This is a genomic window from Shewanella sp. MSW, from assembly GCF_007636515.1.
Lineage (GTDB): Bacteria > Pseudomonadota > Gammaproteobacteria > Enterobacterales > Shewanellaceae > Shewanella > Shewanella indica.
In genome coordinates, this window is record NZ_LVDR01000022.1 from 20,389 (window position 1) to 46,463 (window position 26,075).

Here is a 26,075-nt window from a genome sequence, read left to right on the forward strand (position 1 = left end):
ACCTCAGTAGGGCAAACGCTCGGCAATTCTGAGGACAGAACTGCGGGCCCGGGCATTAACGGCAATCTCTTCATCCGACGGTTTCATCGCCTTGCCTATGGGCAACAACTGCCGTGAACGGTTGAGCTCGGCCTCGGTCACCGGCAAGCCGTAAGGCACTTCCTCGCCTTTGCTGTGACGGCGGATAAAACGCTTCACCATGCGATCTTCAAGAGAATGGAAGCTGATGATCGACAGTCGGCCCTTGGGCGCCAGTACCTTCAATGCACCTTCCAGCGCCTGATCTATCTGATCCAGCTCGCTGTTGATATAGATACGAATCGCCTGAAACACCCGGGTTGCCGGATGCTTGTTACGTTCTTTGTGTTTGGTGATCCTTTCGATCAAGCTGGCCAAATCTTTGGTGCGTAAAAACGGTTTTTCATCACGGTCAGCGGCGATGCAACGGGCAATATGGCGGGCATTTTTCTCTTCACCATAGGTCTTGAACACCCAGGCCATATCTTCAATCTCTGCTCTGGCGAGCCACTGCGCCGCCGTTTGCCCCTGACTGTTATCCATCCGCATATCGAGTGGGCCATCACGCAGAAAACTAAAGCCACGTTCGGCATCGTCCAGTTGCGGCGATGACACACCGAGATCCAGCAAGACCCCGTCTATCTTGCCCACTAGCCCAAGTTGCTCAACATAATCGGCCAACTGGCCGAAACCGCCATGAACTATGGAGAAACGCGGGTCATCGGCGAACTGTTTCGCGGCTTCAATGGCCGCCGGGTCTCTGTCGATGGCGATCAGTCGTCCTTGAGGCCCCAGGCGGGCAAGGATCTGACGTGAGTGTCCACCCCGACCGAAAGTACCGTCGATATAGATGCCATCTGGGCGGATATTGAGCCCGTCTACCGTTTCTTGAAGCAGGACAGACAGGTGGGCAAAGTTTTGGCTCATCACTCTCTTCTTTAATCTGGTCTCACTCATCAGAGTGAGAAATCGGCCAGCCGCTCACTGGCGGTCAATCCCTGGCTCTTAATCATCTCCAGGCTGTCGGCCAACTGCTGCTGCCAGACCTGTTCATCCCAGAGTTCGAATTTGTTCAACTGCCCGACCAACATGGTCTTCTTTTCCAAGGAGGCATATTGTCTGAGCGGCGGAGTCAACAAAACCCGGCCATTGGTATCCAACTCACATTCCTGGGCATAACCCAGCATCAGGCGTTTCATCGCCCGCTCCTGCGGTTGGAAATCAGACAAACCGAGCAGTTTGTCGGCAACTTTGTTCCATTCGTTTACCGGATAGATCAACAGACAGGGAGATTGGATATCCACAGTAATCACCAGCTTGCCCTGATGATCGGCATGCAGAGGCTCGCGGTATCGCGTTGGCATAGCGATCCGCCCCTTGGCATCCAGATTCAAAGCACTTGCGCCGGAAAACACTTGGTTTCATCCTTGTTCAGTTAATAGATCCACAAATATCCACAAATTCCCACAGATGCTAAGTTTAGGGACAGTCAACAAGGATTGTCAAGCAATGCAAACTCGAATAAAGCCAGTCACCAAGCGGGTTAGCAGCGTGTCACAACATTTTTTACATTAGCGAATTCCAAGTGGCAAAAAGTGGTGCAAACGCACCTGTCAGGGGAAAATTTCGACACAGGCCAGGAAGATTTTCACAGTGAAAAGAGATGATTGTGGAGAAGTTTCCCAAAATTGATCATGTGAGTAATACGATCCAGCGCAAACTTTGTCATGGCTCCAAGAACCCAGAACAAAACACTAAAGGCACAGAAAAGCAGATTTACCCCTTATAACCTAAAGCCGTCAGGTCATTCGGCGAACCGCTATTGTGAATGCAAAGAAGCAATTTATTCTTACCCCAAAAGCCCAAGGAACCAGAAACAACAATAACAGTCTAAATTTTAAACACTCCTGGCCGATAAAAGGATATAAGGCTTACAGACAATGCGGTGTTCAACTAAAAAAACACCGTTAAATCAGGGGGGACATCATGGGATTAGACAGCATTTACGCCATGTTGGCACGCCCGGTCAAAGCGGTATTTCAGCCCAAACGCGAAGTGGAGCAGGTCAAGACCAGCTCAGCTATAGCGCCCGACAGCCACGAAGCCCCGCAATCGCAACTGCCTCCCGAGATAGACAAACGTGAAAGAATCGGCGATCGCCGCAAAGAACAAAAAGGCTTTGCCCGCGAGCGGCGCAAACATAACCGTCGTAGGGAAGATGAGGCAAAAAATGAATCCAGGCCTCAAGAAGAAGGCAAGGGTCAGATCATAGATATCGATGTCTGACCCTGCCCACTGGGGCCATTGAATCAAGGCTTCACAGCTGCGCCGCCACCCGTTGACGTATCTCGGCCAGATTGGTTTCGCGAAGCAGTTTGCCATCCTCATAAACGGTTTGCAGCAGCCCCTGGGCTTCTTCAGTCACCGAAACATCGTCTCTCAGCACCAGCTCCCCGTCTTGCATAACCACTTGCAGTAGCCCTTTGGCGGAACGCTTTTGGTTATCTGTCTTGGGCGCCTTGAAAATAGCCAGCGGCTCGCCGTCTTTTATCACATGAGTCGCCTTGACTGCCGAGCCATGGGTATCTCGGGTGACATACTGATAGCTGTATGAGCCAATCCCCAGCACGACTTTGGAAGCAAAACCTTTATCCATTAAACGCTGCAGTATTTGTCGTTGGCGCTCAAGCGTGATGGCATCGCCATAGATGGCACCCACATGGCTATCCAGTAGCTTGTAACCCTTGTCGGTCAAGGTGCCACCAAAAATGTCCCACAGGCACTCGATAAGCCCCTTCACCTCGCAGGCCATCAGGATTTGACGCTGCAGACCGATAAACTCACCATACCAACTTATCGCCTCATAACCGCTATCGGCCGCCTTTTGCAAGGCTTCATCCAGGCCGCATTCGCGGATAAGTGATTCAGGCGCCAGCTTATAACCGCTGAGAATGGTCACAGGATCACCGGAATCGGGACGGATCACCAGGGTGCCGTCACGCTCGAGGATCTCCTGCTTGAGTTCAGGTAAGTATTGAGTCACCAGAGTCCAGAAATCCCAGGTATCGGACACCACACTGAGGATCCCCTTGGGAGACTGGGTCTGCATCAGATAACGGAAGAAGGCGATCTCCCCTTCGAGGATCCAGGAACAGGTCACCGAGTGCTCGGTGGCATCCACTGAGGCGCCAACCAACTCCTTATCGACATCGGCACCATAGTACTTCTCGGCAAACAGCACCGCCGGAATGGTGTCGGTTCCAACAAAGCCGCTGGCCAAATGGCCAAAACCACTCATGGCGGCGGCCTGCTTACCGAACATGCCGCGAAAACTGAAGTCATGCCCCTGAAACGCTATCATCTCGGCGGGCAGGCCTGTCTTATCGGCGAACTCTTTAAAGGTACGCAGGTAAGCAACGGCCGTGGTGGCACTGGTTTGTATCGGCCAGTTTTCACAACTGAGCACAGTTTCTATCATGTTGGTCAGCCAGGGGAAATCCGGATGGGTGTTGACTATGGTCAACGGCGGCACCAGATAAGGCACCAGAGTGCCCTCTTCCAGCGCCTTGATCCGCAGCGGTAAATACCCAAGGTCGTGGAGTTTTTCCAGATAATAGACATCAACGCTATACCCCAGCATGGCACTGAGTATGCGCTTATGGGCGGCCACCGCCTGCGCCTTGGGCTGACGAAAGAAGCTGTCCCACTCCTCCATTAAATAGCTCTTGATAAAATACTGCAGTCCAATAAAAGCGACCTTGTCATTATCCATTATGTTGGCATTGCGACCGCTGCGGGAAGTGAAGTTGGCATACACCTCTGTCACCTGAGGATGATAGGCGCGACCATGAAACTCTTTGTAGACATCCTTCTGCATTGAGGGGGCGATGATACTCATAATAAACTCCTTTTATTCGAACAGTTTCAAGGTGTGCAGCTCGACAATTTGCGACTCAAACGGATGCAATGGGCGCACCGAATCTGTGGTAAACACAGCATCAATCAAACCTTCCAGCGGCTCTATTCCGCGAGAAAATAGGCCATGGGTCACATAGAGTCCCACTCGGGCGGCGCCTTTTTGTTTCAAAAGCCGCGCCAGCTCGATAAAGGTTCTGCCACCATCGCAAATATCATCCAGGATCAGCAAACTGCGGCCAGCGACCTCGGCGTCCAACTCGGATGCCAATATAGCGCCCGTCGCCGGATCCCGGCGTTTACTGGCCTGAAACACTTCGGCCTCAATCCCGGCGGCACTCAGCGCATCGGCAACCTTGGCAATCTTGTGGCTGGCGCCCTTGTCCGGTGCCAGCAGCGCCGCCTGGTGGCTTTGCAGCCACTGCTTCAGCTGCGCAAACTGACAAACCAGCTGCGCCTGATGTACCTGCTCGGCCTCCAGCAGTTGCTCACTGACTGCCGAGTGTAGATCCCAACAGCGGATCTGGCTGAAGCCGGCATTTCGCAGCACCCCCGCCATCACGGCGGCGGAAAAAGCTTCACCTGCGACGCAAACCCTGTCTTGGCGGGCATAGGGGAAATAGGGAAGTTGCAGTGAAACCTGAATGCCGGGGGCGGCGCGGTCCAAAGCATCTTTGATCAGCAGCAGCTGCATGATGGCATCACTGCTCTGCAACCTGGCGTAGATAATCGCGCTCTGTAGCTGTTGTCGATCAAAACCCACCAAACGCACATGCTGCTCACCACCGGCAAACTGCCATTGCTCAACAGTCAAAGCCTGTCGGGTCGCATCTTTGTTTACTAGCTCAATACTGATATCCATATCGCTCACCACTAAGTGTCTTAATGACACTTAATCTAAAACAACAACTTAGAGCGGTCAAGCTTATTTTGAGTCTATAGGACACTTATTTAAAAAAAGAATTAAACCAATAGCTAAGATAGTAATAAACCAAAGAAGCTCGAATGGAGTTCAAGCTTCCAGGTTGCGTACAAAGCGATAATCGGCGGCTTCAGGCAATACCCGGTAGAGCTGGGGTGGGCGACCGACTTCTGCCCGGCCCTCACCACAGGGGGCGAGCACGCCGGCCTGCTCGATTCGCCGCCGGAAAGATTTCTTCTGCAGTGGCTTGCCCAGGATGGCCTCATGCACTCGCTGCAATTCGGCCAAGGTAAACAATTCCGGCAAGGCAAAAGCCGCCACCAAGCTGTAGAGCGCCTTTTGGCGTAAGCGCTCCTGTGCCAAGGCTATGATCTCGGCGTGATCAAAGGCCAAGTGTTCGGGCAGCGACTGCAAGCTGAACCAGCGGCTCTCTTCAGACCCTTCCATGACGGGTTCAAGATGAGGCATCAGCGCATAATAGCTGATGGTGACCGACCAGCCTCTGGGATCCCGGCGGCCATTGCCTATACTCTGTAACTGCTCCAGGTAGGGCGGCACTATGCCGGTCTTTTGCTTAAGTTTGCGCTTGGCCGAAGCATCGATATCCTGATCCTGCTGCAGATCGATAAAGCCTCCCGGCAATGCCCACATCCCCTTGCAGGGAAACCCGGAACGCTTGACCAAGAGCACACACAATTGCCCTTCTTGCACACAGAGCAGCACGCTATCGACACTGGTTAGCGGCAGCGGATAATCATGGATATTGTATTGCGCCAGATATTCGTCTTCGGTCGTCACTGTCATGGCGGGCTCACTTTGGTGTCTTTGGGGCACTATTTTGAGTCACTATTCAATGGGAGACAATAACAGCCGACAAGAAACCGCCCGGCACATCACAGTTCCTCGGTTTCATGCCAGTGGCGACACCTGTCCACCGCCTTTTGCCAACCGCGGTAATACAGCTCCCGCCGTCCTTCATCCATGGCCGGCTCGAAGCAACGTTCAACATCGCTCCGGTGAGAAAGATCTTCCACCGAGTCCCAGAAACCACAGGCAAGACCGGCCAAAAATGCCGCGCCCATGGCGGTAGTTTCGGTCAAGGCCGGCCGCAGTACTTGAGTATCTGTGATATCGGCCTGAAACTGCATCAGGAAGTCGTTACTCACGGCGCCGCCATCCACCCTCAGTTGCTTGAGTGCAACAGCGCTGTCTTTACTCATGGCATCCAGCAGATCCCGGCTCTGATAGGCGATGGATTCCAGCGCCGCACGTATGATGTGGTTGCGGTTTACGCCGCGGGTCAATCCTTGCAAGGAGCCGCGGGCGTTGGCGTCCCAGTAAGGGGCTCCCAGCCCAACAAATGCCGGCACCAGATAAACCCCATTGGTATCTTCTACCTTGGAGGCAAAGTACTCTGTGTCCTGGGCATCACGAATAAGCCCCAACTCGTCCCTCAGCCACTGTATGGTCGCGCCGCCCATAAATACCGAGCCTTCCAGCGCGTATTGCACCTCACCCTTGGGGCCTACAGCCACTGTGGTCAGCAACCCATGCTCTGAGCGCACCGCCTTGTCACCTGTGTTCATCAGCAAAAAGCAGCCGGTGCCATAGGTATTCTTGGCCATGCCGGGTTCGACGCACAGCTGGCCGAACAGCGCCGCCTGCTGATCCCCGGCCATACCGGCGATGAGAATTTCACTGCCCTCACCGGCAATCCGGGTTGTGCCATAAACAGCCATAGACGGCTTGACCTCGGGCAACAACGAAGCAGGGATGTCGAGCGCCTGCAACAGGGTCTGATCCCAGCATTGTTTGTGGATGTTGTAGAGCATGGTGCGCGACGCATTGGTGGGGTCAGTCACATGCACCTTGCCCTCGGTCAGCTTCCATACCAGCCAGCTGTCGATCGTGCCAAAGAGCAACTCGCCTCTTTCGGCCCGCTCGCGGGCACCCTCAACATTATCCAGCAACCACTTAATCTTGGTGGCCGAAAAATAGGGATCCAGTAACAAACCTGTATTGTCGCGGACATAGTCCTCCAGCCCCTCGGCCTTGAGCTGCTCACAGATCTCCTTGCTGCGCCGGCACTGCCAAACAATGGCGTTGGCAACTGGCTTACCCGTGAGCTTATCCCAGATGACAGTAGTTTCCCGCTGATTGGTAATGCCGATGGCTGCCACTTCGTCACTGTGGATCCCGGCGCGGGCAATAACCTCTATCAGTGTCGAACTCTGAGATGCCCAAATTTCCATGGGGTCATGCTCGACCCAACCGGGTTGCGGGTAGTGCTGACTGAACTCGCGCTGGGAGACGGCCACGATATTGGCCTGCTGATCGAAAATAATCGCCCGTGAACTGGTCGTGCCCTGATCCAGGGCAATAATATATTTTTTTTGCACGTGAAAGCTTTCTTGGGTGGCTGAATTAATTTTGCTGCCAAGGCTGATCGCCCCGGGGTAAGCCAATTTCCGCTTCGGGGATATCACATTCCTGCGCCGGGTAATACCAGACGGCGGCAATCTTATCGCCCCTCAAGCTATAAACGCCCATATTACATTGGCTGTGTTGTTCGCCATCCTGTTGCCAGCTGACCTTTTCCAAGGTGCTGACATAGTTACCCGAACTCAGCGAGCCAAGAATACTGGCCTTGGCCCCCGGCAAAGTTTGAAAATAGTCGGTCATCGCCGCGCCCAACTCCGCATGCCCGGAAGCCTGTCGGTCAACCTTGGTGATGCTGACATTAAACCAAGTCACCTCTTCGGTGGTTTGCGCCAACATCAGCTCAATCTTTTGCTCATTGAACCCCTGAATAAACAAACTGACAGGATCTGATTCGGCCAAACTCGGCATTGAAATCAGTGAGATAGCGCTGGCAAACAGGAATGGATATTTCATGGGCTTATTATTCTTTTGTTGGCAATAGCATGAATATAAGCCCTGAGACCGGCCACGCCAAGTATAAAACAGCCTTAGATCTAACCTTGGTGACCATCAAGCCGGGCTGGCCTGCCTGACAGATATGAAAAAGCCCCGCTCGGCGGGGCTCTTGTCTCATTCCTTGGCTGGAATGGTATTACATCTTGTAGGTCACTTGCAGACCCGCCAACCAGACGTGGCCGCTGGCATCGCCCTGGAAGGCAACCTGAGCCAGGCCCATCAGATCCTGAGTCTCGTTGATAGGGGCATCACCGTGGGCGCGGATATAGGTCAGACCCAGATCCACTGTCAGGTTCTTGCTGGGCGCATAACCGGCACCGACACTGAACCAGAGACGGTCGGTATCTGGAATAGTGATGGTACGGTATTCATCGTCAACCGCTGTCTTATCCAAGGCCACACCGGCACGCAGCAACCATGCGTTGTTCAACTGGTAGCTGGTACCCAGAGCAAAGCGCCAGTTGTCTTTGAAGTTTTCTTCCTTAACCAGATCGGATTCCAGGCCACCGACAGGCTTCTGCTCGCCGGGGAAATACGCCACCAGCTTGTTGAACACGCTCCAGTCGGTCCAGTTGATGCTGGCGTGCATCGCCCAGTTGTCAGTCAACTGATGGTAAGAAGCCAGCTCGGCAAATGCCGGCAGCTCTAATGGCAAGTAACCATCCACCTCGGCAGTACCGCCTGTATAGACCAGGCCACGGGCCTGACCGTCCAGATCCAGCTCAACGTGGCTGTGATAGGCAATACCCAAGCGGTGATCAGGGTTGATCTGCCAGCTGGCCCCCAGTTGCCATCCATAACCAAAGTCATCACCTTCCAGATGCTTGAGCTCAGTGCCGGCGGCAGGCAAACGCGAAGTCACCTCTGCAGGCAAGCCAGGGATGGCACGAACACCTTCAATCCAGCCGGGAACCGAAGCACCGATTTCACCGTCACCATATACGCCGCGCAGACCGGCACCCACAGTGAAGTGCTCATCAATGCGGTAAGCGATATTGGTATTCAACTCTACTGTGGTAATGGCTGTCTTATTACCAAAAATAGATGCCGCATGAGCGGCCGACAGTTCGGTAGACAAACCATAGTTGGAGTTCAGAGCCAGGCCCCAGGTCCAACTGTCGTTGAGCTGATTGGAGTAATAGAAGTTAGGTACTGCGGCGTTGTCTGCCACATCGAGCGCATCGGCATTCATGGTGATAGATTGCGGCAGCAAAGGAGATGCCAGCGAAACCTGGCCTGTGGCGTCAACGTCCGGCATCACATAGATGGCCCCGGCAGAGATCTGCCGACCTTCAAGATAGCTGAGCATGGCAGGGTTACGCCCCTGAACCGCTGGGTTATCGGCCATGGCCGCTTCACCGGCGAAGGCTCGTCCAAGTCCGGTCGCGGAAGATTCCGCCAGTTGGAAACCCGCCGCTTGTACCTGAGTCGTTGCACCCACAAAGCTGGCCGCAATGGCGACAGCAATAAGTTGTTTCTTCATTGTTATTCTCTGCCTGTTCATTTAGCAATTTCTAAATAGAGTAATCACTCCATTTTGTTGCGGCGCAGTTTACTGACACAGAATATCTTTGCAAGCAGAAGGCAAAAAACAGAGTAAAACACCAAAAAAATCACCACATAAAGACAAGAAAGTGACAAAGATCACTTCAAGAGTGCTTAAAACAGAGAATAAATGGCATTAATGTTTGCTAAAAAGGATTGAAAAATCACTATAAAATCAACATAAACTATTGAAAAATAATACAACTAAAACAAAAACCCATAAAAACACTTGTTCACTTAATTTAAACCAGACAAACAGCATAAATCACTAAGCATTCAAAGCTCTAGTCTGCCGCCCTATAGATAAAACAATCAAACAATTGTTTTTAAATGACAAATTATAGTTTAAGACGGTCAACATACTTGTTTGGAACACAAGAGAGCAGCCCAGTTACCAAGCCACTGGTCTGCTCTTGTACAAGTGTACGCTGAATATACAGATTGGATCAGGCCCGCCAGCCCGGCAGCCCGGCTTCATAATCGGCAATGGCCTGCTCATGGGACAGAGTCAGGCCGATAGCATCCAATCCATTGAGCAGCTTATGACGGGCAGATTCAGCCAGTTGAAATACAAAGCGTTTCCCGGAGGGTGAAACAACCTGACACTGCTGCAGGTCAACCTTGATTTCACTGCCTTCGGTCGCCGTTACCTCCTCAAATAACTGCTGCACCTCAGCGGCCTCAAGGATCACCGGCAATAACCCATTATTGATGGCATTGCCGTAAAAGATATCGGCAAAGCTGGGCGCAATAATCACCCGCAAACCATAATCGGCCAGGGCCCAAGGCGCGTGTTCACGGCTGGAACCACAACCGAAGTTTTCCCGCGCCAGTAAAATGGAGGCTCGCTGATATCTGGGCTGATTCATCACAAAGGCAGGATCCGGCTGCTCACCGGCATCGTCCAGATAGCGCCAGTCGTGAAAAAGATGGACACCGAAGCCATCCTTGGTGACCTTGGATAGAAACTGTTTGGGGATGATCTGATCCGTATCCACATTGGCGCTATCCAATGGCACCGCAATTCCCTGATGAATAGTAAAAGCCTGCATTTTATTTCTCCTGGCCAGCGTGGCGGATATCGACAAAGTGACCGGCAATGGCGGCAGCGGCTGCCATGGCAGGGCTCACCAGATGGGTACGACTGCCGCGCCCCTGCCGCCCCTCAAAGTTGCGGTTACTGGTTGAGGCGCAGCGATCGCCGCTTTCCAGGCGATCATCATTCATCGCCAGGCACATGGAGCAGCCCGGCAAGCGCCATTCAAACCCGGCCTCGACAAACAGTTTATCCAGCCCTTCGGCTTCGGCCTGAGCCTTTACTTGTCCCGAGCCAGGCACCACTATGGCGGTCACGCCGTCAGCCACCCGCCGACCGCGGATCTGCGCCGCGGCGCTGCGCAGATCTTCGATACGTGAATTGGTGCATGAACCGATAAAGACCTTGTTGATGGTCACATCCGTCATCAGGGTACCTGGTGTCAAACCTATATAATTCAGCGCCTTTTCCATACTGCCGCGCACTGTGGCATCGGCCTCCTCGGCGGGGTTGGGCACAGGTTTATCTATGGCCACCACCTGGCCCGGATTAGTGCCCCAGGTCAGTTGCGGCGCGATTTCACTGCCTTCCAACTCCACATAGGCATCGAAGATGGCGTCATCATCGGACTTGAGCGTCTTCCAGGCTGCCAGGGCGGCATCCCAATCGGTGCCCTTGGGCGCAAACTGACGCCCCTCAAGATAGGCGAACGTGGTTTCATCCGGCGCGACCATGCCGGCCTTGGCACCCATCTCAATCGCCATGTTGCACAGCGTCATGCGCCCCTCCATCGACAGGGCGCGAATCGCGTCACCGCAAAACTCCACCACATAGCCGGTGCCGCCATCCATGCCTATCTTGCCGATAATCGCCAACACCACATCCTTGGCAGTAATGCCCTCGCCCAGTTGTCCCTTGACCTCAACTCTCATGGTCTTGGCCTTGAGCTGCCGCAGCGTTTGGGTGGCCAGCACATGCTCCACCTCAGAGGTGCCGATACCAAAGGCCAGCGCGCCAAAGGCACCGTGGGTAGCGGTATGGGAATCGCCACAGACAATAACCGTACCCGGCAGGGTAATGCCCAGCTCTGGCCCCATCACATGCACTATGCCCTGATTGGGGTGGTGAATGTCATACAGACGCACACCGAATTCGCGACAGTTCTGTGCAAGGGTTTCAACCTGAGTGCGCGCCATGGGGCTCAAGGCGTCCAGACTGGCGCTCTTGGTCGAGGTGTTGTGATCCATGGTGGCAAAGGTCTTGTCCGGTGCCCGAAGTGTGCGCCCGGCCATCTTCAGGCCACTAAAGGCCTGGGGCGAGGTCACCTCATGCACCAGATGACGGTCGACGTAAATAATCGGCGCTTCTCCTTCCGGCGTCGCCACCAGGTGGGCATCCCACACCTTTTCATACAATGTCTTGCCCATTACACCCCCTCCCGAATCGCATTGGCGATATAGTCACCCATCTCTGCCGTGGTCTTGGCATTATGCCGCTGCTCCGGCGCCAGCAACTCACAGGTAAAGAAGCCATCTGCCAGCGCCTTGCCAACGGCGCGCTCTATCGCTGCCGCCGCCTCTTCCTGCTGCAGACTGTGGCGCAACATCAAGGCCGCCGAAAGGATCTGCGCTACCGGGTTGGCAATCCCCTTGCCGGCAATATCCGGGGCACTGCCACCGGCCGGTTCATAGAGACCAAAACCACTGCTGTTGATGGAAGCCGATGACAACAGCCCCATGGAGCCGGTCAACATGGCGATTTCATCGGAAAGTATGTCGCCGAACAGGTTGGAGCACAGCATCACATCAAAGTCCCAGGGGCGACGCAGCAGTTGCATGGTGGCGTTATCGATATAGATATGTTCCAGTTCCACATCCGGATACTCGCTCGCGACCTGCTCGACCACTTCACGCCAAAGTACCGAGCAGGCCAGCACGTTGGCCTTGTCGACCGACGTCACCTTGCCGCGGCGGCCACGGGCGGCCTCGAAGGCGATATGGGCGATTCGGCGGATCTCGGCGCGGCTGTATCTCATGGTGTCAAACGCCTCTTCACTCTCGCCCTCCCCCTGACGTCCCTTGGGTTTGCCAAAGTAGATACCGCCGGTCAGTTCACGTACGCACAGCACATCAAACCCTTTGGCCGAGATATCGGCGCGCAGCGGCGACAGATGTTCCAGCCCCTGATGTAACTTGGCCGGTCTGAGGTTACTGAATAAGCCGAAATGGCCCCGCAGCGGCAACAACGCGCCGCGCTCGGGTTGTTCATTGGGAGGCAGTTTTTCCCATTTGGGGCCGCCGACCGAGCCAAACAAAATTGCATCTGCCGCTTCACATCCGGCCAGGGTCGATGCCGGCAATGGGCAGCCATGGTTATCTATCGCTATGCCGCCGACATCATATTCGGCGTACTCCATTGCCAGGTCGAAGCGTTGCTCTACCGCCGTCAGCACCTTTCGGGCCTGGGCCATGACTTCCGGGCCTATGCCGTCGCCGGCCAATACCGCTATCTGATAACTCATACGCCACCCAACTCCTTTCTCTGTTGTATTTTCTGTTTATGATCCGCCACCTGGTCGGCACGCTGAATAAGGTTCATCACATGCACCAGGGCCGCGGCCGAAGCCTCGACCACATCGGTAGCCAAGCCGACACCGTGGAAATTGCGCCCCTGGTACTGAGCCGTAATATCCACCTGCCCCAGCGCATTCTGGCCTTCGCCTTTGGCGCTCAACTTATAGCTGCAGATATCCACGCTCTGACCGCTGGCGCGGGCTATCGCCTTATAGGCAGCATCCACAGGGCCATTGCCGGTGGCGGCTTCGGTCACTACCTCACCGGCGGCTTCAATACGTACAGTGGCGGTGGCCATGCCCTCGGTAGAGTCGGATTGCACCACCAGCTGCTGCAACTGGAAGTGGTCGTCGGCCGCCGCCCGGCCCTCCATATACACCAAGGCTTCCAGGTCATAGTCGAACACCTGGCCCTTCTTGTCGGCCAGTTTCAGGAAGGCGTCGTACAGCTGATCCAATGAATAATCCTGCTCTGAATAACCCATCTGCTCCATTCGATGCTTGATCACATGGCGGCCGGAGCGTGAGGTCATATTCAGGTGATTGCGATTCAGGCCTATGCTCTCAGGTGTCATGATTTCATAGGTGTTTTGCGCCTTTAACATGCCGTCTTGATGGATACCGGATGAATGGGTAAAGGCATTGGCGCCCACTATCGCCTTGTTGGCCTGAATAGGCATATTGCATAACTGGCTCACCATGGAGGAGGTGCGGTGAATTTCCTGAGCCTTGATGCCTGTCTCCAGCCCCAGAATATCCTTGCGGGTCGCCAGGATCATGGCAATCTCTTCCAGTGAACAGTTACCGGCCCGCTCACCTATGCCGTTGACGGTACACTCAATCTGCCGGGCCCCCTGCTGCACCGCCATGATGGAGTTGGCGACCGACAACCCCAAATCGTCGTGGCAGTGCACAGAGATCACCGCCTGATCGATATTGGGCACCCGGTTGAACAGGGTTTGAATAATGCCGCCGAACTCGCTGGGAAGGGTATAACCCACAGTGTCCGGAATATTGATGGTGCGGGCACCGGCTTCGATGGCCGCCTCGACCATGCGACACAGATTATCTATCGGGGTCCGGCCGGCGTCTTCGCAGGAAAACTCCACATCATCGGTAAAACGCCTGGCATACTTCACCGCCCCTACCGCCATCTCCAGCACTTGGTCGAAGGAGCGCTTCAGTTTGCTCTGCACATGGATATTTGAGGTTGAAATAAAGGTATGAATGCGGAACTGATCCGCGACCGACAAGGCCTGGGCCGCGGCGTCGATATCTTTCTCCAGTGCCCGCGACAGGGCACAAACCCGGCTGTTTTTGATGGTACGGGCTATGGTCTGTACCGACTCAAAGTCGCCGGGAGAGGAAACCGGGAACCCTACCTCCATGATGTCGACCCCCAGGCGCTCGAGAGCCATGGCTATCTGCAGTTTTTCTTTCACTGTCAGGCTGGCAGCCAGCGCCTGCTCGCCGTCCCGTAAGGTGGTATCGAAAATAAACACTCTGTCAGACATCTGGATTCTCCATTCAGGGGTTTCGATTGATTTTTCCCGTGCCAGAAACAAAAAACCCCGCGGTTTCTGGCGCGGGGTTTTGAGTTCTGGCTTGCTAATCGACGTGCAAGTCTAGCTCCTCCGCGCAGTGGCTGCGAGAGTAAGGAGGAGGAGAGACAGTTGCATTTGTGGGTTCATTTAGCCGTTCTATACCAGATAAAAATTCGTTTGAAGTGGGTTTATATTCTTCCCACCGGGTTCAAGAGGTTCAATAATTAACTGCCTCCTTGCTCGCTGTCAAGCCTATATTTCTCAGCATCAGTTGAAAATTTCGGCTTAACGTGCTGATTTGCACCATTCAAGCCTTGGTAATCCAAAGCTAAATAGATGAATAAAATCTTGCCGATAGCATCATTTTTTGTGCCAAAAATGATAAAAAATAGTTATTATCCCAACACGGTTTCGCCCGGCAAAACTCACCTTCACTCAGCGGAGAAAAAATGGATTTTCGCCTCTTGGCACTGAGCTTGCTCCTGTGGTCATTTTCTGGCGCGCTTTGGGCCGCGGAGCGGTTGGACACACTGGCCAACACCCTCTATCAGTATCCTACGCTGGCGCTGACCCAAATCAATGAACTTGAGCGTCAGGCCTCCGAGTTGAATCAGGCCCAAATGCTGAGATTACAGCTATTTAAATGTGAAGCACTACTGCAATTAGGAGACAACGGCGCCGCCATCAATCTGGCCGAACTAGGGGAAGCCAGAGCCAGGCAGCTAAGGCTGGAACAGGCCAAAAGTTATTTTCAAATCTGCCGCGCCGATGCCTATGCCAATTTCGATGATCTGAAGCAATCACTGCTGTTACTCGACGGCGCCATTGAACAGGCCAAACACCACAACCAACCCCAGGCTCTGGTCAACGCCCTGAGACTCAAGGGCCAGCTGGAGAACGACCTTGGCAATTATGGCACCGCCATTGAAGATCTGCGCCTGGCGCTGGACATCTACCCGGATATCAGCAGTCAAAATCCGTCCTGGTTATCGCCGCCTCTGGCCTATGTTTACGGCGACATGGCCAGCCTGATGTATTCCACCGGCGACCTGCGCCAAGCGGCTTACTACCTCAAGTTGGCACTGGACACAGATGAAGCCAAAGGCAAAGTGCGCCATGTGCTGTTATTGATGGCCGCCGGAGTCGCGCTGGCGCAGGAGAATACAGCCCAAGCCGACAGCCTGCTGAAACAGTCCAAAATTCTGTTGCCCGAGATAGGCTCACCGCTGGAACTTGCCAACAGTTACAGCCAGATAGCCGTGATAGAACTCGCTAGGGGCAGAACCGAGATCGCCGATGAGTTAGTGGGCATTGCCCTGCAAACCTATGAAAAACAAGGCAAAGTAAACAACTATATGCGTGCTACCCGGCTATTGGCCAGGGTACGTCTTGCCCAGCGTAACGACGATGAAGGCATAAGGCTACTGATGCAAGCAGCGCAGCAGGCCGAGCAACTGCAACTGGCCGATGAAGTGGCCTACACCCAACAACTTATCAGTGACTATTACGCCGAAAAAGCAGAGTTTAAGCCGGCATACGAGGCGATGAAACTGGCGGCCCAGGCCGCAGCCGAGGCCCAAAAACAGCTCAACAATACCCGCTTTATGCAATACAAGGCCAGGCTCAGCCAGCAGGAGCAGCTGCAGGTAGAAACCCAGCAGAACATTCGTCTTGCCAGTGCCGATCAGCGCTCCAAACTGAGCCAAGCCTACGGCGCCATTTCAGTGCTGGCGCTCGCCATCATAGGTACACTATTCTGGTTGGTCAGTTGCCGTAACCGCTGGCAACAACCGAGCACTGTGGCGCTGGAAAGACTACCGGTGGCCCAGCAGTTAGATGTTATGCTCAGCAGTGCCAAAAAGGGCAACTACCCCTTGAGCCTGCTGCTGCTGAGTACCAGCCATATACGTCAGGTGGATCTTTCCGCCCTGCAGCGGGCGCTGGAACAGAAACTCAGGGAGCAAGACAGACTGCTGCGCTACAGCATGGATGAGATAGTGATCCTGCTGCCCTACACCTCAGTCCAGGGCGCTTTGCAGGTCAGCGAGCAACTCAAGCCGATAGTGCAGAGCTGGCAAGCAGATCACTGTGTACCTATTGGAGTAGCCTCGCTGCAGCAGCCCGATACCCTGGATAGCCTGGTGAAGCGTGCCGGAGTCAACCAACTCAGCCAGCAGAAAGCCGCCGAGCAACATCAGTCACCGGCGAGATAAGCCTCTATCTCGTCAAGAAACTGATCGCCAAAGCGGGCCAACTTGCGCTCACCAACACCATTGACCGCCAACATCTCGCCCTGACTGGTAGGCAAAATCGCCGCCATTTCCGCCAGGGTTGCATCGTTGAATACCAGATAGGGTGGGACGTCCTGCTCTTCGGCTATGCTGCGCCTTAACTGCTTGAGACGGGCAAACAGCTTGCGATCGTAATTGAGTGGCGCCTTGCTGCTGACACTGCGCCTGCGGGTAACATGCAGGTCAATTCTGGGTTCGGCCAACATCAGTGCAACTTCGCCCCTGAGCACAGGCCTGGCGGCCGGATTCAGGCGAATACTCGAGCCGCGGGTAATATCCTGGCTCGCCAGCCCAAGATGGATAAGCTGCCTGGTCACACTGAGCCAGTGTTCATGGCTCTTGTCTTTGCCGACGCCCCAAGTGGATAACTTGTCGTGCCCCCTGTCGACCACGGCGGCGGACTTGGAGCCTCTGAGCACCTCAATCAACTGGTTCATGCCAAACCTCTGCCCCAAGCGATATATGCAGGACAACACCTTCTGTGCATCCTCGGTACCGTTGTAGCGTTTCGGCGGGTCCAGGCAGATATCACAGTTACCGCAGGGCTCCAGCGCCGGTTCATCAAAGTAGTGCAGCAACACCTGGCGGCGGCAGGTCTGGGCTTCGGCAAAGGCCGCCATGGTATTGAGTTTATGCAGTTCCACCTGTTGCTGCGGCCCGGGTTCCCCCTGCTCAATCAGGTGGCGCACCCGGCCGATATCGGCGGGCTCGAACAGCATAAAGGCTTCGGCCTCGAGACCATCTCGCCCGGCGCGGCCGGTTTCCTGATAGTAGGCCTCTATGCTCTTGGGCAGATCGTAATGCACCACAAAACGCACGTTGGACTTGTTGATCCCCATGCCGAAGGCGACCGTGGCCACCACTATATCCAACTGTTCCTTGAGAAATCTGTCCTGGACACTGGCGCGCTCGTCACCGCTCATACCTGCATGATAGCCTTCGGCGGCATAGCCCTGTAACCTCAGCCTTTCGGCCACTTCATCGACCCGGCGGCGGCTGGAGCAATAAACAATCCCGGCGGCGCCGTTCTGCGCGGCAATAAACTGACGCAATTGATTGGCGGCGTTGAGCTTTTCCGCCACTGTGTAGCGAATATTCGGTCTATCAAAGCTGGAAAGAAGCACATAGGGGGCGATATTGAGCCGCTGGCAGATATCTTCCCGGGTCGCCTTATCGGCGGTGGCGGTCAGCGCCATCACAGGCACGCCGGGAAACAGCTGTTTCAGGCGGCCAAGCTGGGCATATTCGGGGCGAAAATCATGGCCCCACTGGCTGATACAGTGCGCCTCATCCACGGCAAACATCGACAACGGCAGGGATTGCAGCCGCTCAATAAACTCATGCTGCAGCAAGCGCTCCGGCGAGACATACAACAGGCGGATCTCCCCCTGATGCAACTGGCGCAGCACCTTGAGGCTCTGCTCCCTGGGCAGGGATGAGTTGAGATAAGCGGCATTGACTCCGGTCTGCAGCAGGCTGTCGACCTGATCTTTCATCAGGGAGATCAGCGGCGAAACCACCAGAGTCAGCCCTGGCATCAACAATGCGGGCAGTTGGTAACACAGACTCTTGCCACCGCCGGTGGGCATGATCACCATGCAGTCTTCCCCGGCCATCACACGTTCAATCACCTGGCGCTGCCCTTCACGGAAAGTCCGGTAGCCAAATACCTGCTGCAAGGCTTGCTGCATAGGGTCTTGGGGATGATTTAGGCTCTCGGGAGCGATACTCAGCGGCTGATCCATGACTGTCTGTGTCCAAAGAAGAGGCCGCTATTCTAAATGAAGCCAACACCAGAGTGCCAGCCAAGAGGGGATTTTTCCGCCTGGACTAGGCAAACGGCCATATTAGCGTTAGATTGATTGCTCTAAAAAACAACAACCGCAGGAAGCCCTATGAGCCAGGACATTCAAGCCGAAGTACTCGCCAAGGTAGCAGAAGTATTTGATAAACACGTGCCTTTTCACAATCTTCTCGGCCTTGGGATCCGCCGATACGACGCCTCTGGTGTCGAAGTGGAGATCAAAATGAAGCCGGAGCTAATCGGCAACATACATCAAAAAATACTCCATGGCGGGGTTACCGCAACCGTGCTGGATGTGGTTGGCGGCCTGACGGCATTCTCCGGCTTGGTTATTAGTCGCGACAACTGGACAGTGGAGCAGCTGCAACAGCGACTGCAAACCCTGAGCACCATAGATCTCAGGGTCGACTATCTGCGCCCCGGCTGGGGAGAAGTCTTCAGCGGCACAGGAACAGTGATCCGTGCCGGCAACAGGGTCTCTGTCTGTCGAATGGAGCTGCATAATGAAAAAGGCAGCCATATCGCTTTTGGTACAGGGACTTACATGGTCGGCTGAGTGGCTGTTTAAAACTCAAACACTGAATCTGTTGTCGATAACTTGAGCCGAGGGGCTTTGCCCCCTACAATCGCCCTTCTCTCCTTTTCGTCATTGTGTAGTACCTATGCCTGAAACCGAATACCGCAAGGGGGTCATTCTCGCCCTTTGCGCTTATATTTTTTGGGGCTTTGCGCCGCTGTACTTCAAGTTGCTGCATCATGTCTCGGCCCCCGAGATCCTGTTGCACCGCATCATCTGGTCCTTCGTCTTTATGGGGGTCCTGATGCAATTTATCGGTGGTTTCGGACAGCTCAGGCTGTTACTCAAGCGCCCGAAACAGTTGGCGGTACTGCTGCTGACTTCGATTCTTATCGCCGGCAACTGGCTGCTGTTTATCTGGGCGGTCAACAATGATCATATGCTGGATGCCAGCCTGGGCTACTTTATCAACCCGCTGTTCAATGTGATGCTCGGCATGCTGTTTCTGGGGGAGCGACTCGGAAAACTGCAATGGGTTGCGGTATCGCTTGCCGCTGCCGGGGTGGTGATCCAGCTGGTTTCCTTCGGCTCAATTCCGCTGGTATCCCTGGGGCTCGCAGCCTCCTTCGGTTTCTACGCCCTGCTGCGCAAGAAGGTCAATGTCGACGCCAAGACAGGACTTTTGGTCGAAACTGCAGTGTTAATGCCGGCAGCGCTGGGCTTTTTACTGCTGGGCACCGGTGAAGCCAGCGCCAATATGCTCAGCAACAGTTGGGATCTCAACCTGCTGCTGATGGCTGCCGGTATCATCACCACCATCCCCTTGCTGTGCTTTGCCGGTGCGGCAGTGCGGATCCCGCTGATCATGCTGGGCTTCTTCCAGTACATTGGCCCCAGCATCATGTTTATCATGGCGGTGACCCTGTTCGATGAACCCTTCGATATCGAAAAGAGCATTACCTTCGGCTTTATCTGGGCCGCCCTGGTGGTGTTTACTTTGGATATGCTGCAAAAACGCTCTCGCAGGTAACAAGTACAATCGGCCCGGATGGAGTTTCCGGGCCGGTTAAGCAATATTCAACGTTTATCCCGGCAGGTTCTGCCCCAGTCCCTTAAGCAAACTCTCCGCTTCAGGCATACTCAGCAGCAGGCTGTAACCAAGGTCGGTCGGCAACAACAAAACGCTGTCTTTTTCCGTCAGAGCCACAAACGCTTTGCTGCCATCATTGAGCCGATACCACCCCAGGGTGTAACCGGGCAGACCTATGCCCTGGGTACGCATGCCAAGCTTGGGGCCACTGGCATCGCCGAGCTTAATCACTTTCGACTCTGAGATACGCAGATGCTCAGGAGCCAGGCTCTGACCGTAGAAAGGCACCTCGATCACCAGGCTTTGAGCCGTCAATTCCACCTTGGATGCCTGCGCCTGCCAAAATACCCACACAGAACCCGCCAATGTTACCAACAGCAAACCCGAGGCGGCGCTCTTGGCCGTTGTCGGCATCTTTCGCCTGCGGATAAACAGCAATATAGCCGCCAACATCAGTATCAAGGCGATAAAGCTGCCAATGGCGACGCCGGTCAATGGCGCCAACTCGTAACTTCCACTGTTCATCTCTTGCTCCTTAATGGATAGGCATAAGTGGCCTTAGCTTAGGTTTGAAAGACATAATATGTCAAAAATAAAATCTCGCAGTAATAAAAAGCGCTGCCCGACTAAAACTGAAATCAAAGCCCGAACAGGGCCTTAATGTGGTCTGCAAGACTTTAATTCAAAGAAGGAGTGGATAATTTTAAAATGCAGGGGCTTGATATATAAACAGAATCCATGACCCAGCAACTTTGGAGTATGTTTACACTACCGGAAACTACGGCACTCATTCGAGTCGCAAGCAAAAACCTAGAACTAAACAATCTGGTAAATAATCACGTGGCTGACAAGTACCTGCAAGACGCATCAAACGGGCACGGATACGGCGCCGGACAATGTATATCCTTAGCCGCATCCCCACCTTTCCATTCTTAGAGGATTAAATTAACTCCTGGGTGGAATGGTATCATTCTCTTCAGTCAGCCCGATTGAGGCCATCCAGGATTCAAAGTCCACCATGTTCCCCGGCAGGACTATCTTACTGCCAGGCTTGCTCAGACCACTGAGCTGCGCCAGATACTGCTCACCCAGTTGCATCCGCAGTGCGTTTTTGCCACCGGGCGCAGCGATCACTTCGGCCAACTTCTCTATCGAACCTGCAGTAGCGCGGGCAATCGCCAGTATCTCCTCGGCCTTACCTTCGGCCTCGTTGATTCGGCGCTGCATCTCACCCTCTGAGTGGTTGATCATCTCCTGTTTCAAACCCTCGGAGCGATTGATCTTACTCTGCTTATCGCCTTCACTCTTGGCCAGCAATGCCCGGCGTTCACGCTCGGCATTGACCTGCATCTCCATGGCGTTTTTCACGGTTTCCGGCGGCGTAATATTCTTGATCTCATATCTATGCACCCGAATCCCCCAGGTGGCACCGGCCTGATCCAGTACCTCTACCACCTTGGCACTAATCAAGTCGCGCTCTTCAAAGGTGCGGTCCAGCTCCAGAGTACCTATCACAGAGCGAGTGGTTGTTTGCGCCAGCTGAATCGCAGCATAACGATAATCGGTTACCCCGTAGCTGGCTTTAACCGGGTCCACCACAGAAATATAGATAACCCCATCGACTTCGACATTCACTTCATCGCTGGAGAAACATTCCTGAGGCGGTACATCTATGGTTTCTTCTTTAAGGTCATGGATATAGGCAACCTTATCAATAAATGGCAGCAGCGCATGGAAACCGGCATCCAGGGTCATATGATATTTACCCAAACGCTCCACAATATAGGCGGATTTGGTTGGCACCAAGCGAATCGACTGAAACAGCTTGATGATAAAGACCAGAAAAATAAGACCCCAGATCCCCAGTACGACCATGTCGGTATCTATCTGTCCCAGATTCATTTGCGCGCTCCTTTGCTACCGGCAGCTGTATTGCTGACTTGCTGAATACCCTCGAAAAAACCTTCCATCTTCGCCAGTTCAGTGGGAACCACAGAAATATCGGCCTTCTGCAAGATCTCACCGACCTGTTCGATAAACTGTTCCTTGAGCTGCATGTTCATCGCCTCGTTCCCGCCGTTGACCGCCAGCGCCTTGGCAATCATGGCCATACTCTCGGCTTGGGCGTTGGCAACAATCGCAATCTCCTGTGCCGTACCTTGAGCCTCGTTGATGCGTTTCTGTTTCTGGCCCTCTGAGATGTTAATCGCTTCCTGCCGCTCACCCTGAGACAGATTGATCATCGCTTCTTTCTCGGCGCTGGCCAGGGTGATTTCAGCGCGCTTGCGGCGCTCGGCTTCCATCTGCTTCTCCAGGGTGTGGATCACATGCCTGGATGGGCTAATGTTTTTGATTTCATATCTGAGCATCTTGATCCCCCAGGGATCGGACGCCTTGTCAATTTCGCGGACAATTGCCTCGTTGAGCGCGTCACGCTCTGAGAAAGTTTGGCTCAGGCTCAACTTACCTATCTCGGAACGCATGGTGGTTTGCGCCAAATTTACCGCCGCCATGCGGTAATCTTCAATCCCATAGCTTGCCAGCTTACCGTCCATCACTTTGAGGTAAACCAGACCGTCAACTTCCAGCTGGATATTGTCCTTGGAGATACAGCTCTGCGGCGGTACATCAAGCACCTGCTCACGGGTATCGTGGCGATAAGCCACTCGATCGAAAAAAGGGATTAAAAAGTGAAAGCCAGGCTGCAACACTGTACGGAATTTTCCCAAACGCTCAATGACATGCACCTCACGCATGGGCACAATCAACATCAGCTTATAGAGAATAAACAGAACAAAGAGTATAAAAATGGTAAATGCAAACATAGAGTCCTTCCTGCTTGATTGATTATTCAGAGTCGTCTAATGGTTCCACGACCAGCGCAATATTGTCGCGACAGATGATCTTCACCCGAGTACCGGCCGGGATCTCCGAGCCGTCTCCCAGTGCAGGCCAATCCGCCCCCTGAAATTCGACGCGACCGGTTTTTTCACCCGGCCCAATAGTTTCCTTGACCCGAGCCGGCAAATTAAACAGATCCAGCTCTTCGTCAGTATTGCCAACGTGAGAGTCCCCCCCCACCAAGCGTTGAGTCAGTTGCCTGAAGCTCAATAACAAAACGATTGAGGAGATAAACCACAGGGTTAGGCTTTGGGCCAAGCCATCAACCAAACCCACCCAGATAGCCCCGGCAACCACCAGACAAGCCGCGCCGAGAAATACTACTATCCCGCCAGGCAGTATCAGTTCGGCCAGCATCAGCACTATACCGACTAAGGCCCAATAAAGCATGGGATCCGAAGATGCCATATATCCCTCCCCCCCAAAAATCAAGTATCCATTCTCAGCACTATATCAGCAGTTACGCACCTTGGCGACATAATATGTCATGACGGGCAATTGAAACGACCTTGAATGAGCCGCACAAATGACTTTCAGCTCACAAAATTCAACTTTTCTTTACATCCCCGTTAACCCGCCTCGAATCAACAGCTCCCAAAATACAAGTTAAGTCATTGAATAAATGCAAAAATATTATTAAGTAACAAGTATTTCTGCCAGTTAAAAAAGCTTTGAGTCCAACGCGATTTTTCCCTATATTGCCATGGCTTTTTGACCGGCAATCGAATCACAGAATTCAGCCTTGACGAAATATTTCGTCAACAGATAGCTGCCGGCACAACAGCAAACCGCTTCTGACTCTACCAAAGGGATACTCTAAGATGAAAAAAATCTGCCTGTGTGCAGCTCTGTTACTCTCGCCTCAAGCATTCAGCGAACCTCTGGTGCAATGGTGGGATATCAATGTAACCGCACTCTATGGCCAGGACTATGACCTGGCACCATCCGACAAACAAACCACTTTTACCCTGGAAAGCGCCGGTGGCTGGAAATACGGTGACTGGTTTGTGTTTCAGGACTTTATCAATTTCAACGGCCACAATGGCGGCAAAGACAATACTACCTATGGTGAGATCTCTACCCGCTTCAGTGCCGGTAAAATTCTCGGCGAACCTGTGGGTTTCGGTCCGGTAACCGACCTGTCGCTGGCCCTGACGTTTGAAGAGGGTGAAGGCCCGGTTGAGACGCTACTCTACGGTGTCGGCATGGATCTCAAACTGCCCTACTTCACCTATTTCCAACTCAACACCTATCGCCGTGACGCCCAAAACAGCGCCAATCTCAGCGATGGCTGGCAATTGACTCCGGTGTTCCGTATGGACATTCCCGTGGGCAACAGCAAGATTGTTTTCGACGGCTTTATTGACTGGGTATTCGCCGCCGATGAAGACGGCTACAAAGAAAATATCCACATCAACCCCCAGATAAAATATGACCTGGGCGCAGTGCTTTTTGGTGAAGCCAAAAAGGATAAACTCTTGGTGGGTATTGAATATGATTACTGGCAGAACAAGTATGGTGTGGACGGTGTCGACCAGAACACCTATTCGGTAATAGCTCAGTACCATTTCTGAGCCGGATCATGCTTCATTAAAAAGGCGCTCGTTGAGCGCCTTTTCCATTTTTACCTATTAGGCCTAGGCCAGCAGTTTTCTGGCGGCGTTGACCACGATCGAAACCGCACTGACTTCAGTTTGCTTCATTGTTGCCTCGTTGGGGATCTCTTGTTGGGTACGGTTGACTATCACACCGGCCACACAAGCGGCACGCCAGCCTTGAGAAGCACACATGGTGAATAGAGTCGCGGACTCCATTTCATAGTTAAGAACCCCCATCTCCTGCCACTCTTTCATTGAACCGGCAAAACGGCGGGTTACCCGGCCACTAACGGTATCATAGCGTTCCTGACCCGGGTAGAAGGTGTCGGATGAGGCTGTAACCCCAATATGTGGTTCAATTCCGGCGTCACGACAGGCGGCAACCATGGCGGTGGTACACTCAAAGTTAGCCACTGCAGGGAACTCCATTGGTGCAAAGTGCAAGCTGGCACCATCGAGACGCACAGAAGCTTGAGTCACTATCACATCGCCCACATTCACATGAGGCTGAATTGCACCTGTAGTACCGACACGCAGGAAAGTATTAACCCCCAATTGCGCCAGTTCTTCCACAGCGATGGAAGTCGAAGGACCACCAATACCGGTAGAGCAGATCACCACCGGCTTACCATCAAGATAAGCCAGATAGCTGGTGTATTCACGATGGCTTGCCAAAAAAGTTGGCTTATCCATCAATTCAGCGATACGTTTAACTCGTTCAGGATCGCCGGGCACAATAGCCAGTGTGGCGCCATCCAACATCTGCTTGGTCAAACCCAAGTGAAATACATCAGCCATAGTGAAAACCCCTTTCAATTTTGATTGTAAAATTCGTCTCAACGAGACTCTATCCCAGTATGGAAGCGGATAAGATTAACTTGATCACAGATTTTACGGCAATAATTAAATATTAAGCCGTAAAAGAGTTACCAAGTTGGCTACAATTGTCTGACTATTTTTACCGCAACTTGTTCGAAAGCATAGCAGTAAAAGGCCTCACTCACCTCCACCAAACGGTTAATCTTTCCGTTGATCAAGGTCACAAATTCGTCATTTCAAACAGAGTAGGGTTAACACTAATCCCCCAACCAACAGGAGTGCGCCAATGTTTCCGGAATACCGCGATCTGATCACCAGCCTCAAGAACAGCGATAGCCATTTTCAGAAGCTTTTTGATGAACACAATCTGCTGGATAAAGAGATAAAGAATAAGGAAAGCCAACTATCCAGTGAATTTACCCAAGAAGTCAAAGAGATGAAAAAGCGTAAACTGGAGTTGAAAGAACAAGTTTTCGCCATCCTCAAGGCGAACAATTAACCCCAAACAGATAGGGTGCCAATTGGCACCCTGTGTAAATCAATTTAGGCTAAAACCCTAGCCAGGA

At 53.3% G+C, this 26,075-nt stretch carries 24 protein-coding genes; 6 read left to right on the forward strand and 18 right to left on the reverse strand.

The window, feature by feature from the left end; all coding sequences use genetic code 11:
• Positions 1 to 3: 3 nt before the first annotated feature.
• A complete protein-coding gene (gene rsmH / locus AYI96_RS18295; protein WP_144362114.1) occupies positions 4 to 945 on the reverse strand; it encodes a 16S rRNA (cytosine(1402)-N(4))-methyltransferase RsmH in 942 nt (313 codons plus the stop codon).
• 29 nt (positions 946 to 974) lie between these two features.
• Positions 975 to 1,433 carry a division/cell wall cluster transcriptional repressor MraZ gene (gene mraZ / locus AYI96_RS18300; protein ID WP_039035209.1) on the reverse strand — a complete coding sequence of 153 codons (459 nt, stop codon included), beginning with the start codon at positions 1,431 to 1,433 and terminating at the stop codon, positions 975 to 977.
• 571 nt (positions 1,434 to 2,004) lie between these two features.
• Here mraZ and AYI96_RS18305 point away from each other — a divergent pair.
• A complete protein-coding gene (locus AYI96_RS18305) occupies positions 2,005 to 2,304 on the forward strand; it encodes a hypothetical protein (protein ID WP_052248197.1) in 300 nt (99 codons plus the stop codon).
• 31 nt (positions 2,305 to 2,335) lie between these two features.
• Here the strand turns inward: AYI96_RS18305 and AYI96_RS18310 are convergent, their stop codons facing one another.
• The 10 genes from AYI96_RS18310 to leuA all read right to left on the reverse strand — a co-directional run bounded on the left by AYI96_RS18310 (position 2,336) and on the right by leuA (position 14,459).
• Positions 2,336 to 3,916, reverse strand: a complete 1,581-nt coding sequence (locus tag AYI96_RS18310; protein ID WP_144362115.1) for a nicotinate phosphoribosyltransferase — start codon at positions 3,914 to 3,916, stop codon at positions 2,336 to 2,338.
• 12 nt (positions 3,917 to 3,928) lie between these two features.
• Positions 3,929 to 4,795, reverse strand: a complete 867-nt coding sequence (prs, locus tag AYI96_RS18315) for a ribose-phosphate diphosphokinase (RefSeq protein ID WP_144362116.1) — start codon at positions 4,793 to 4,795, stop codon at positions 3,929 to 3,931.
• Positions 4,796 to 4,945: 150 nt separating this feature from the next.
• Positions 4,946 to 5,659 carry an NUDIX hydrolase gene (locus AYI96_RS18320; RefSeq protein WP_071476025.1) on the reverse strand — a complete coding sequence of 238 codons (714 nt, stop codon included), beginning with the start codon at positions 5,657 to 5,659 and terminating at the stop codon, positions 4,946 to 4,948.
• A gap of 89 nt (positions 5,660 to 5,748) precedes the next feature.
• Positions 5,749 to 7,254: a glycerol kinase GlpK gene (glpK, locus tag AYI96_RS18325; RefSeq protein ID WP_117200229.1), complete on the reverse strand. Its 1,506-nt coding sequence runs from the start codon at positions 7,252 to 7,254 to the stop codon at positions 5,749 to 5,751.
• Positions 7,255 to 7,279: 25 nt separating this feature from the next.
• Complete coding sequence (locus AYI96_RS18330) at positions 7,280 to 7,750, reverse strand: nuclear transport factor 2 family protein (RefSeq protein ID WP_144362117.1); 471 nt, start codon at positions 7,748 to 7,750, stop codon at positions 7,280 to 7,282.
• A gap of 178 nt (positions 7,751 to 7,928) precedes the next feature.
• A complete protein-coding gene (locus tag AYI96_RS18335) occupies positions 7,929 to 9,275 on the reverse strand; it encodes an outer membrane protein transport protein (protein WP_144362118.1) in 1,347 nt (448 codons plus the stop codon).
• Positions 9,276 to 9,783: 508 nt separating this feature from the next.
• A complete protein-coding gene (leuD, locus tag AYI96_RS18340) occupies positions 9,784 to 10,389 on the reverse strand; it encodes a 3-isopropylmalate dehydratase small subunit (protein ID WP_144362119.1) in 606 nt (201 codons plus the stop codon).
• A gap of 1 nt (position 10,390) precedes the next feature.
• Positions 10,391 to 11,800 carry a 3-isopropylmalate dehydratase large subunit gene (gene leuC / locus AYI96_RS18345; RefSeq protein WP_144362120.1) on the reverse strand — a complete coding sequence of 470 codons (1,410 nt, stop codon included), beginning with the start codon at positions 11,798 to 11,800 and terminating at the stop codon, positions 10,391 to 10,393.
• The gene (gene leuB / locus AYI96_RS18350) at positions 11,800 to 12,894 is read right to left on the reverse strand and encodes a 3-isopropylmalate dehydrogenase (protein ID WP_039035217.1); all 1,095 of its coding nucleotides are present in this window, start codon (positions 12,892 to 12,894) and stop codon (positions 11,800 to 11,802) included. The genes leuC and leuB overlap by 1 nt, the downstream gene beginning before the upstream one ends.
• Positions 12,891 to 14,459, reverse strand: a complete 1,569-nt coding sequence (gene leuA / locus AYI96_RS18355; RefSeq protein WP_144362121.1) for a 2-isopropylmalate synthase — start codon at positions 14,457 to 14,459, stop codon at positions 12,891 to 12,893. Before leuA ends, leuB begins: the two co-directional genes overlap by 4 nt.
• A 479-nt stretch (positions 14,460 to 14,938) precedes the next feature.
• Between leuA and AYI96_RS18360 the strand changes: the two genes are divergently transcribed.
• On the forward strand, positions 14,939 to 16,702 hold the full coding sequence (locus AYI96_RS18360) for a diguanylate cyclase domain-containing protein (RefSeq protein WP_144362122.1): 1,764 nt from the start codon (positions 14,939 to 14,941) through the stop codon (positions 16,700 to 16,702).
• Here the strand turns inward: AYI96_RS18360 and recQ are convergent.
• The gene (gene recQ / locus AYI96_RS18365) at positions 16,684 to 18,471 is read right to left on the reverse strand and encodes a DNA helicase RecQ (protein WP_373297560.1); all 1,788 of its coding nucleotides are present in this window, start codon (positions 18,469 to 18,471) and stop codon (positions 16,684 to 16,686) included. The two genes, AYI96_RS18360 and recQ, sit on opposite strands and share 19 nt — an antisense overlap.
• A 204-nt stretch (positions 18,472 to 18,675) precedes the next feature.
• On the opposite strand from recQ, the gene AYI96_RS18370 reads away from it, so the two are divergent.
• Complete coding sequence (locus AYI96_RS18370) at positions 18,676 to 19,140, forward strand: thioesterase family protein (protein ID WP_044733531.1); 465 nt, start codon at positions 18,676 to 18,678, stop codon at positions 19,138 to 19,140.
• A gap of 106 nt (positions 19,141 to 19,246) precedes the next feature.
• Positions 19,247 to 20,131, forward strand: a complete 885-nt coding sequence (rarD, locus tag AYI96_RS18375; protein ID WP_039035222.1) for an EamA family transporter RarD — start codon at positions 19,247 to 19,249, stop codon at positions 20,129 to 20,131.
• 54 nt (positions 20,132 to 20,185) lie between these two features.
• Here the strand turns inward: rarD and AYI96_RS18380 are convergent, their stop codons facing one another.
• The 4 genes from AYI96_RS18380 to AYI96_RS18395 all read right to left on the reverse strand — a co-directional run bounded on the left by AYI96_RS18380 (position 20,186) and on the right by AYI96_RS18395 (position 23,500).
• A complete protein-coding gene (locus AYI96_RS18380; protein ID WP_039035223.1) occupies positions 20,186 to 20,716 on the reverse strand; it encodes a PH domain-containing protein in 531 nt (176 codons plus the stop codon).
• Positions 20,717 to 21,136: 420 nt separating this feature from the next.
• A complete protein-coding gene (locus tag AYI96_RS18385) occupies positions 21,137 to 22,093 on the reverse strand; it encodes an SPFH domain-containing protein (protein ID WP_039035224.1) in 957 nt (318 codons plus the stop codon).
• Complete coding sequence (locus tag AYI96_RS18390) at positions 22,090 to 23,016, reverse strand: SPFH domain-containing protein (protein ID WP_039035225.1); 927 nt, start codon at positions 23,014 to 23,016, stop codon at positions 22,090 to 22,092. Before AYI96_RS18390 ends, AYI96_RS18385 begins: the two co-directional genes overlap by 4 nt.
• A gap of 22 nt (positions 23,017 to 23,038) precedes the next feature.
• Positions 23,039 to 23,500, reverse strand: coding sequence for an NfeD family protein (locus tag AYI96_RS18395; RefSeq protein WP_039035226.1), 462 nt, complete (start codon positions 23,498 to 23,500; stop codon positions 23,039 to 23,041).
• Positions 23,501 to 23,913: 413 nt separating this feature from the next.
• Between AYI96_RS18395 and AYI96_RS18400 the strand changes: the two genes are divergently transcribed.
• Complete coding sequence (locus tag AYI96_RS18400) at positions 23,914 to 24,666, forward strand: outer membrane protein OmpK (protein ID WP_039035227.1); 753 nt, start codon at positions 23,914 to 23,916, stop codon at positions 24,664 to 24,666.
• Between the two features lie 63 nt (positions 24,667 to 24,729).
• Here AYI96_RS18400 and udp read toward each other — a convergent pair whose 3' ends face one another.
• Positions 24,730 to 25,488, reverse strand: a complete 759-nt coding sequence (udp, locus tag AYI96_RS18405) for a uridine phosphorylase (protein WP_025011557.1) — start codon at positions 25,486 to 25,488, stop codon at positions 24,730 to 24,732.
• Positions 25,489 to 25,795: 307 nt separating this feature from the next.
• On the opposite strand from udp, the gene AYI96_RS18410 reads away from it, so the two are divergent.
• Positions 25,796 to 26,008, forward strand: a complete 213-nt coding sequence (locus tag AYI96_RS18410; protein WP_039035228.1) for a YdcH family protein — start codon at positions 25,796 to 25,798, stop codon at positions 26,006 to 26,008.
• Positions 26,009 to 26,075 lie beyond the last annotated feature (67 nt).

Excerpts from the sequence above, each read along its gene's own strand:
- AYI96_RS18335 (WP_144362118.1), bottom strand. The coding sequence starts at position 9,275 with ATGAAGAAACAACTTATTGCTGTCGCCATTGCGGCCAGCTTTGTGGGT.
- recQ (WP_373297560.1), bottom strand. The coding sequence starts at position 18,471 with ATGCAGCAAGCCTTGCAGCAGGTATTTGGCTACCGGACTTTCCGTGAA.
- AYI96_RS18380 (WP_039035223.1), bottom strand. The coding sequence starts at position 20,716 with ATGAACAGTGGAAGTTACGAGTTGGCGCCATTGACCGGCGTCGCCATT.
- AYI96_RS18305 (WP_052248197.1), top strand. The coding sequence starts at position 2,005 with ATGGGATTAGACAGCATTTACGCCATGTTGGCACGCCCGGTCAAAGCG.
- AYI96_RS18320 (WP_071476025.1), bottom strand. The coding sequence starts at position 5,659 with ATGACAGTGACGACCGAAGACGAATATCTGGCGCAATACAATATCCAT.
- AYI96_RS18330 (WP_144362117.1), bottom strand. The coding sequence starts at position 7,750 with ATGAAATATCCATTCCTGTTTGCCAGCGCTATCTCACTGATTTCAATG.
- prs (WP_144362116.1), bottom strand. The coding sequence starts at position 4,795 with ATGGATATCAGTATTGAGCTAGTAAACAAAGATGCGACCCGACAGGCT.
- leuD (WP_144362119.1), bottom strand. The coding sequence starts at position 10,389 with ATGCAGGCTTTTACTATTCATCAGGGAATTGCGGTGCCATTGGATAGC.
- leuA (WP_144362121.1), bottom strand. The coding sequence starts at position 14,459 with ATGTCTGACAGAGTGTTTATTTTCGATACCACCTTACGGGACGGCGAG.
- leuB (WP_039035217.1), bottom strand. The coding sequence starts at position 12,894 with ATGAGTTATCAGATAGCGGTATTGGCCGGCGACGGCATAGGCCCGGAA.
- leuC (WP_144362120.1), bottom strand. The coding sequence starts at position 11,800 with ATGGGCAAGACATTGTATGAAAAGGTGTGGGATGCCCACCTGGTGGCG.
- AYI96_RS18400 (WP_039035227.1), top strand. The coding sequence starts at position 23,914 with ATGAAAAAAATCTGCCTGTGTGCAGCTCTGTTACTCTCGCCTCAAGCA.
- AYI96_RS18385 (WP_039035224.1), bottom strand. The coding sequence starts at position 22,093 with ATGAATCTGGGACAGATAGATACCGACATGGTCGTACTGGGGATCTGG.
- AYI96_RS18410 (WP_039035228.1), top strand. The coding sequence starts at position 25,796 with ATGTTTCCGGAATACCGCGATCTGATCACCAGCCTCAAGAACAGCGAT.
- AYI96_RS18360 (WP_144362122.1), top strand. The coding sequence starts at position 14,939 with ATGGATTTTCGCCTCTTGGCACTGAGCTTGCTCCTGTGGTCATTTTCT.
- AYI96_RS18395 (WP_039035226.1), bottom strand. The coding sequence starts at position 23,500 with ATGGCATCTTCGGATCCCATGCTTTATTGGGCCTTAGTCGGTATAGTG.
- AYI96_RS18370 (WP_044733531.1), top strand. The coding sequence starts at position 18,676 with ATGAGCCAGGACATTCAAGCCGAAGTACTCGCCAAGGTAGCAGAAGTA.
- AYI96_RS18310 (WP_144362115.1), bottom strand. The coding sequence starts at position 3,916 with ATGAGTATCATCGCCCCCTCAATGCAGAAGGATGTCTACAAAGAGTTT.
- rsmH (WP_144362114.1), bottom strand. The coding sequence starts at position 945 with ATGAGCCAAAACTTTGCCCACCTGTCTGTCCTGCTTCAAGAAACGGTA.
- udp (WP_025011557.1), bottom strand. The coding sequence starts at position 25,488 with ATGGCTGATGTATTTCACTTGGGTTTGACCAAGCAGATGTTGGATGGC.
- rarD (WP_039035222.1), top strand. The coding sequence starts at position 19,247 with ATGCCTGAAACCGAATACCGCAAGGGGGTCATTCTCGCCCTTTGCGCT.
- AYI96_RS18390 (WP_039035225.1), bottom strand. The coding sequence starts at position 23,016 with ATGTTTGCATTTACCATTTTTATACTCTTTGTTCTGTTTATTCTCTAT.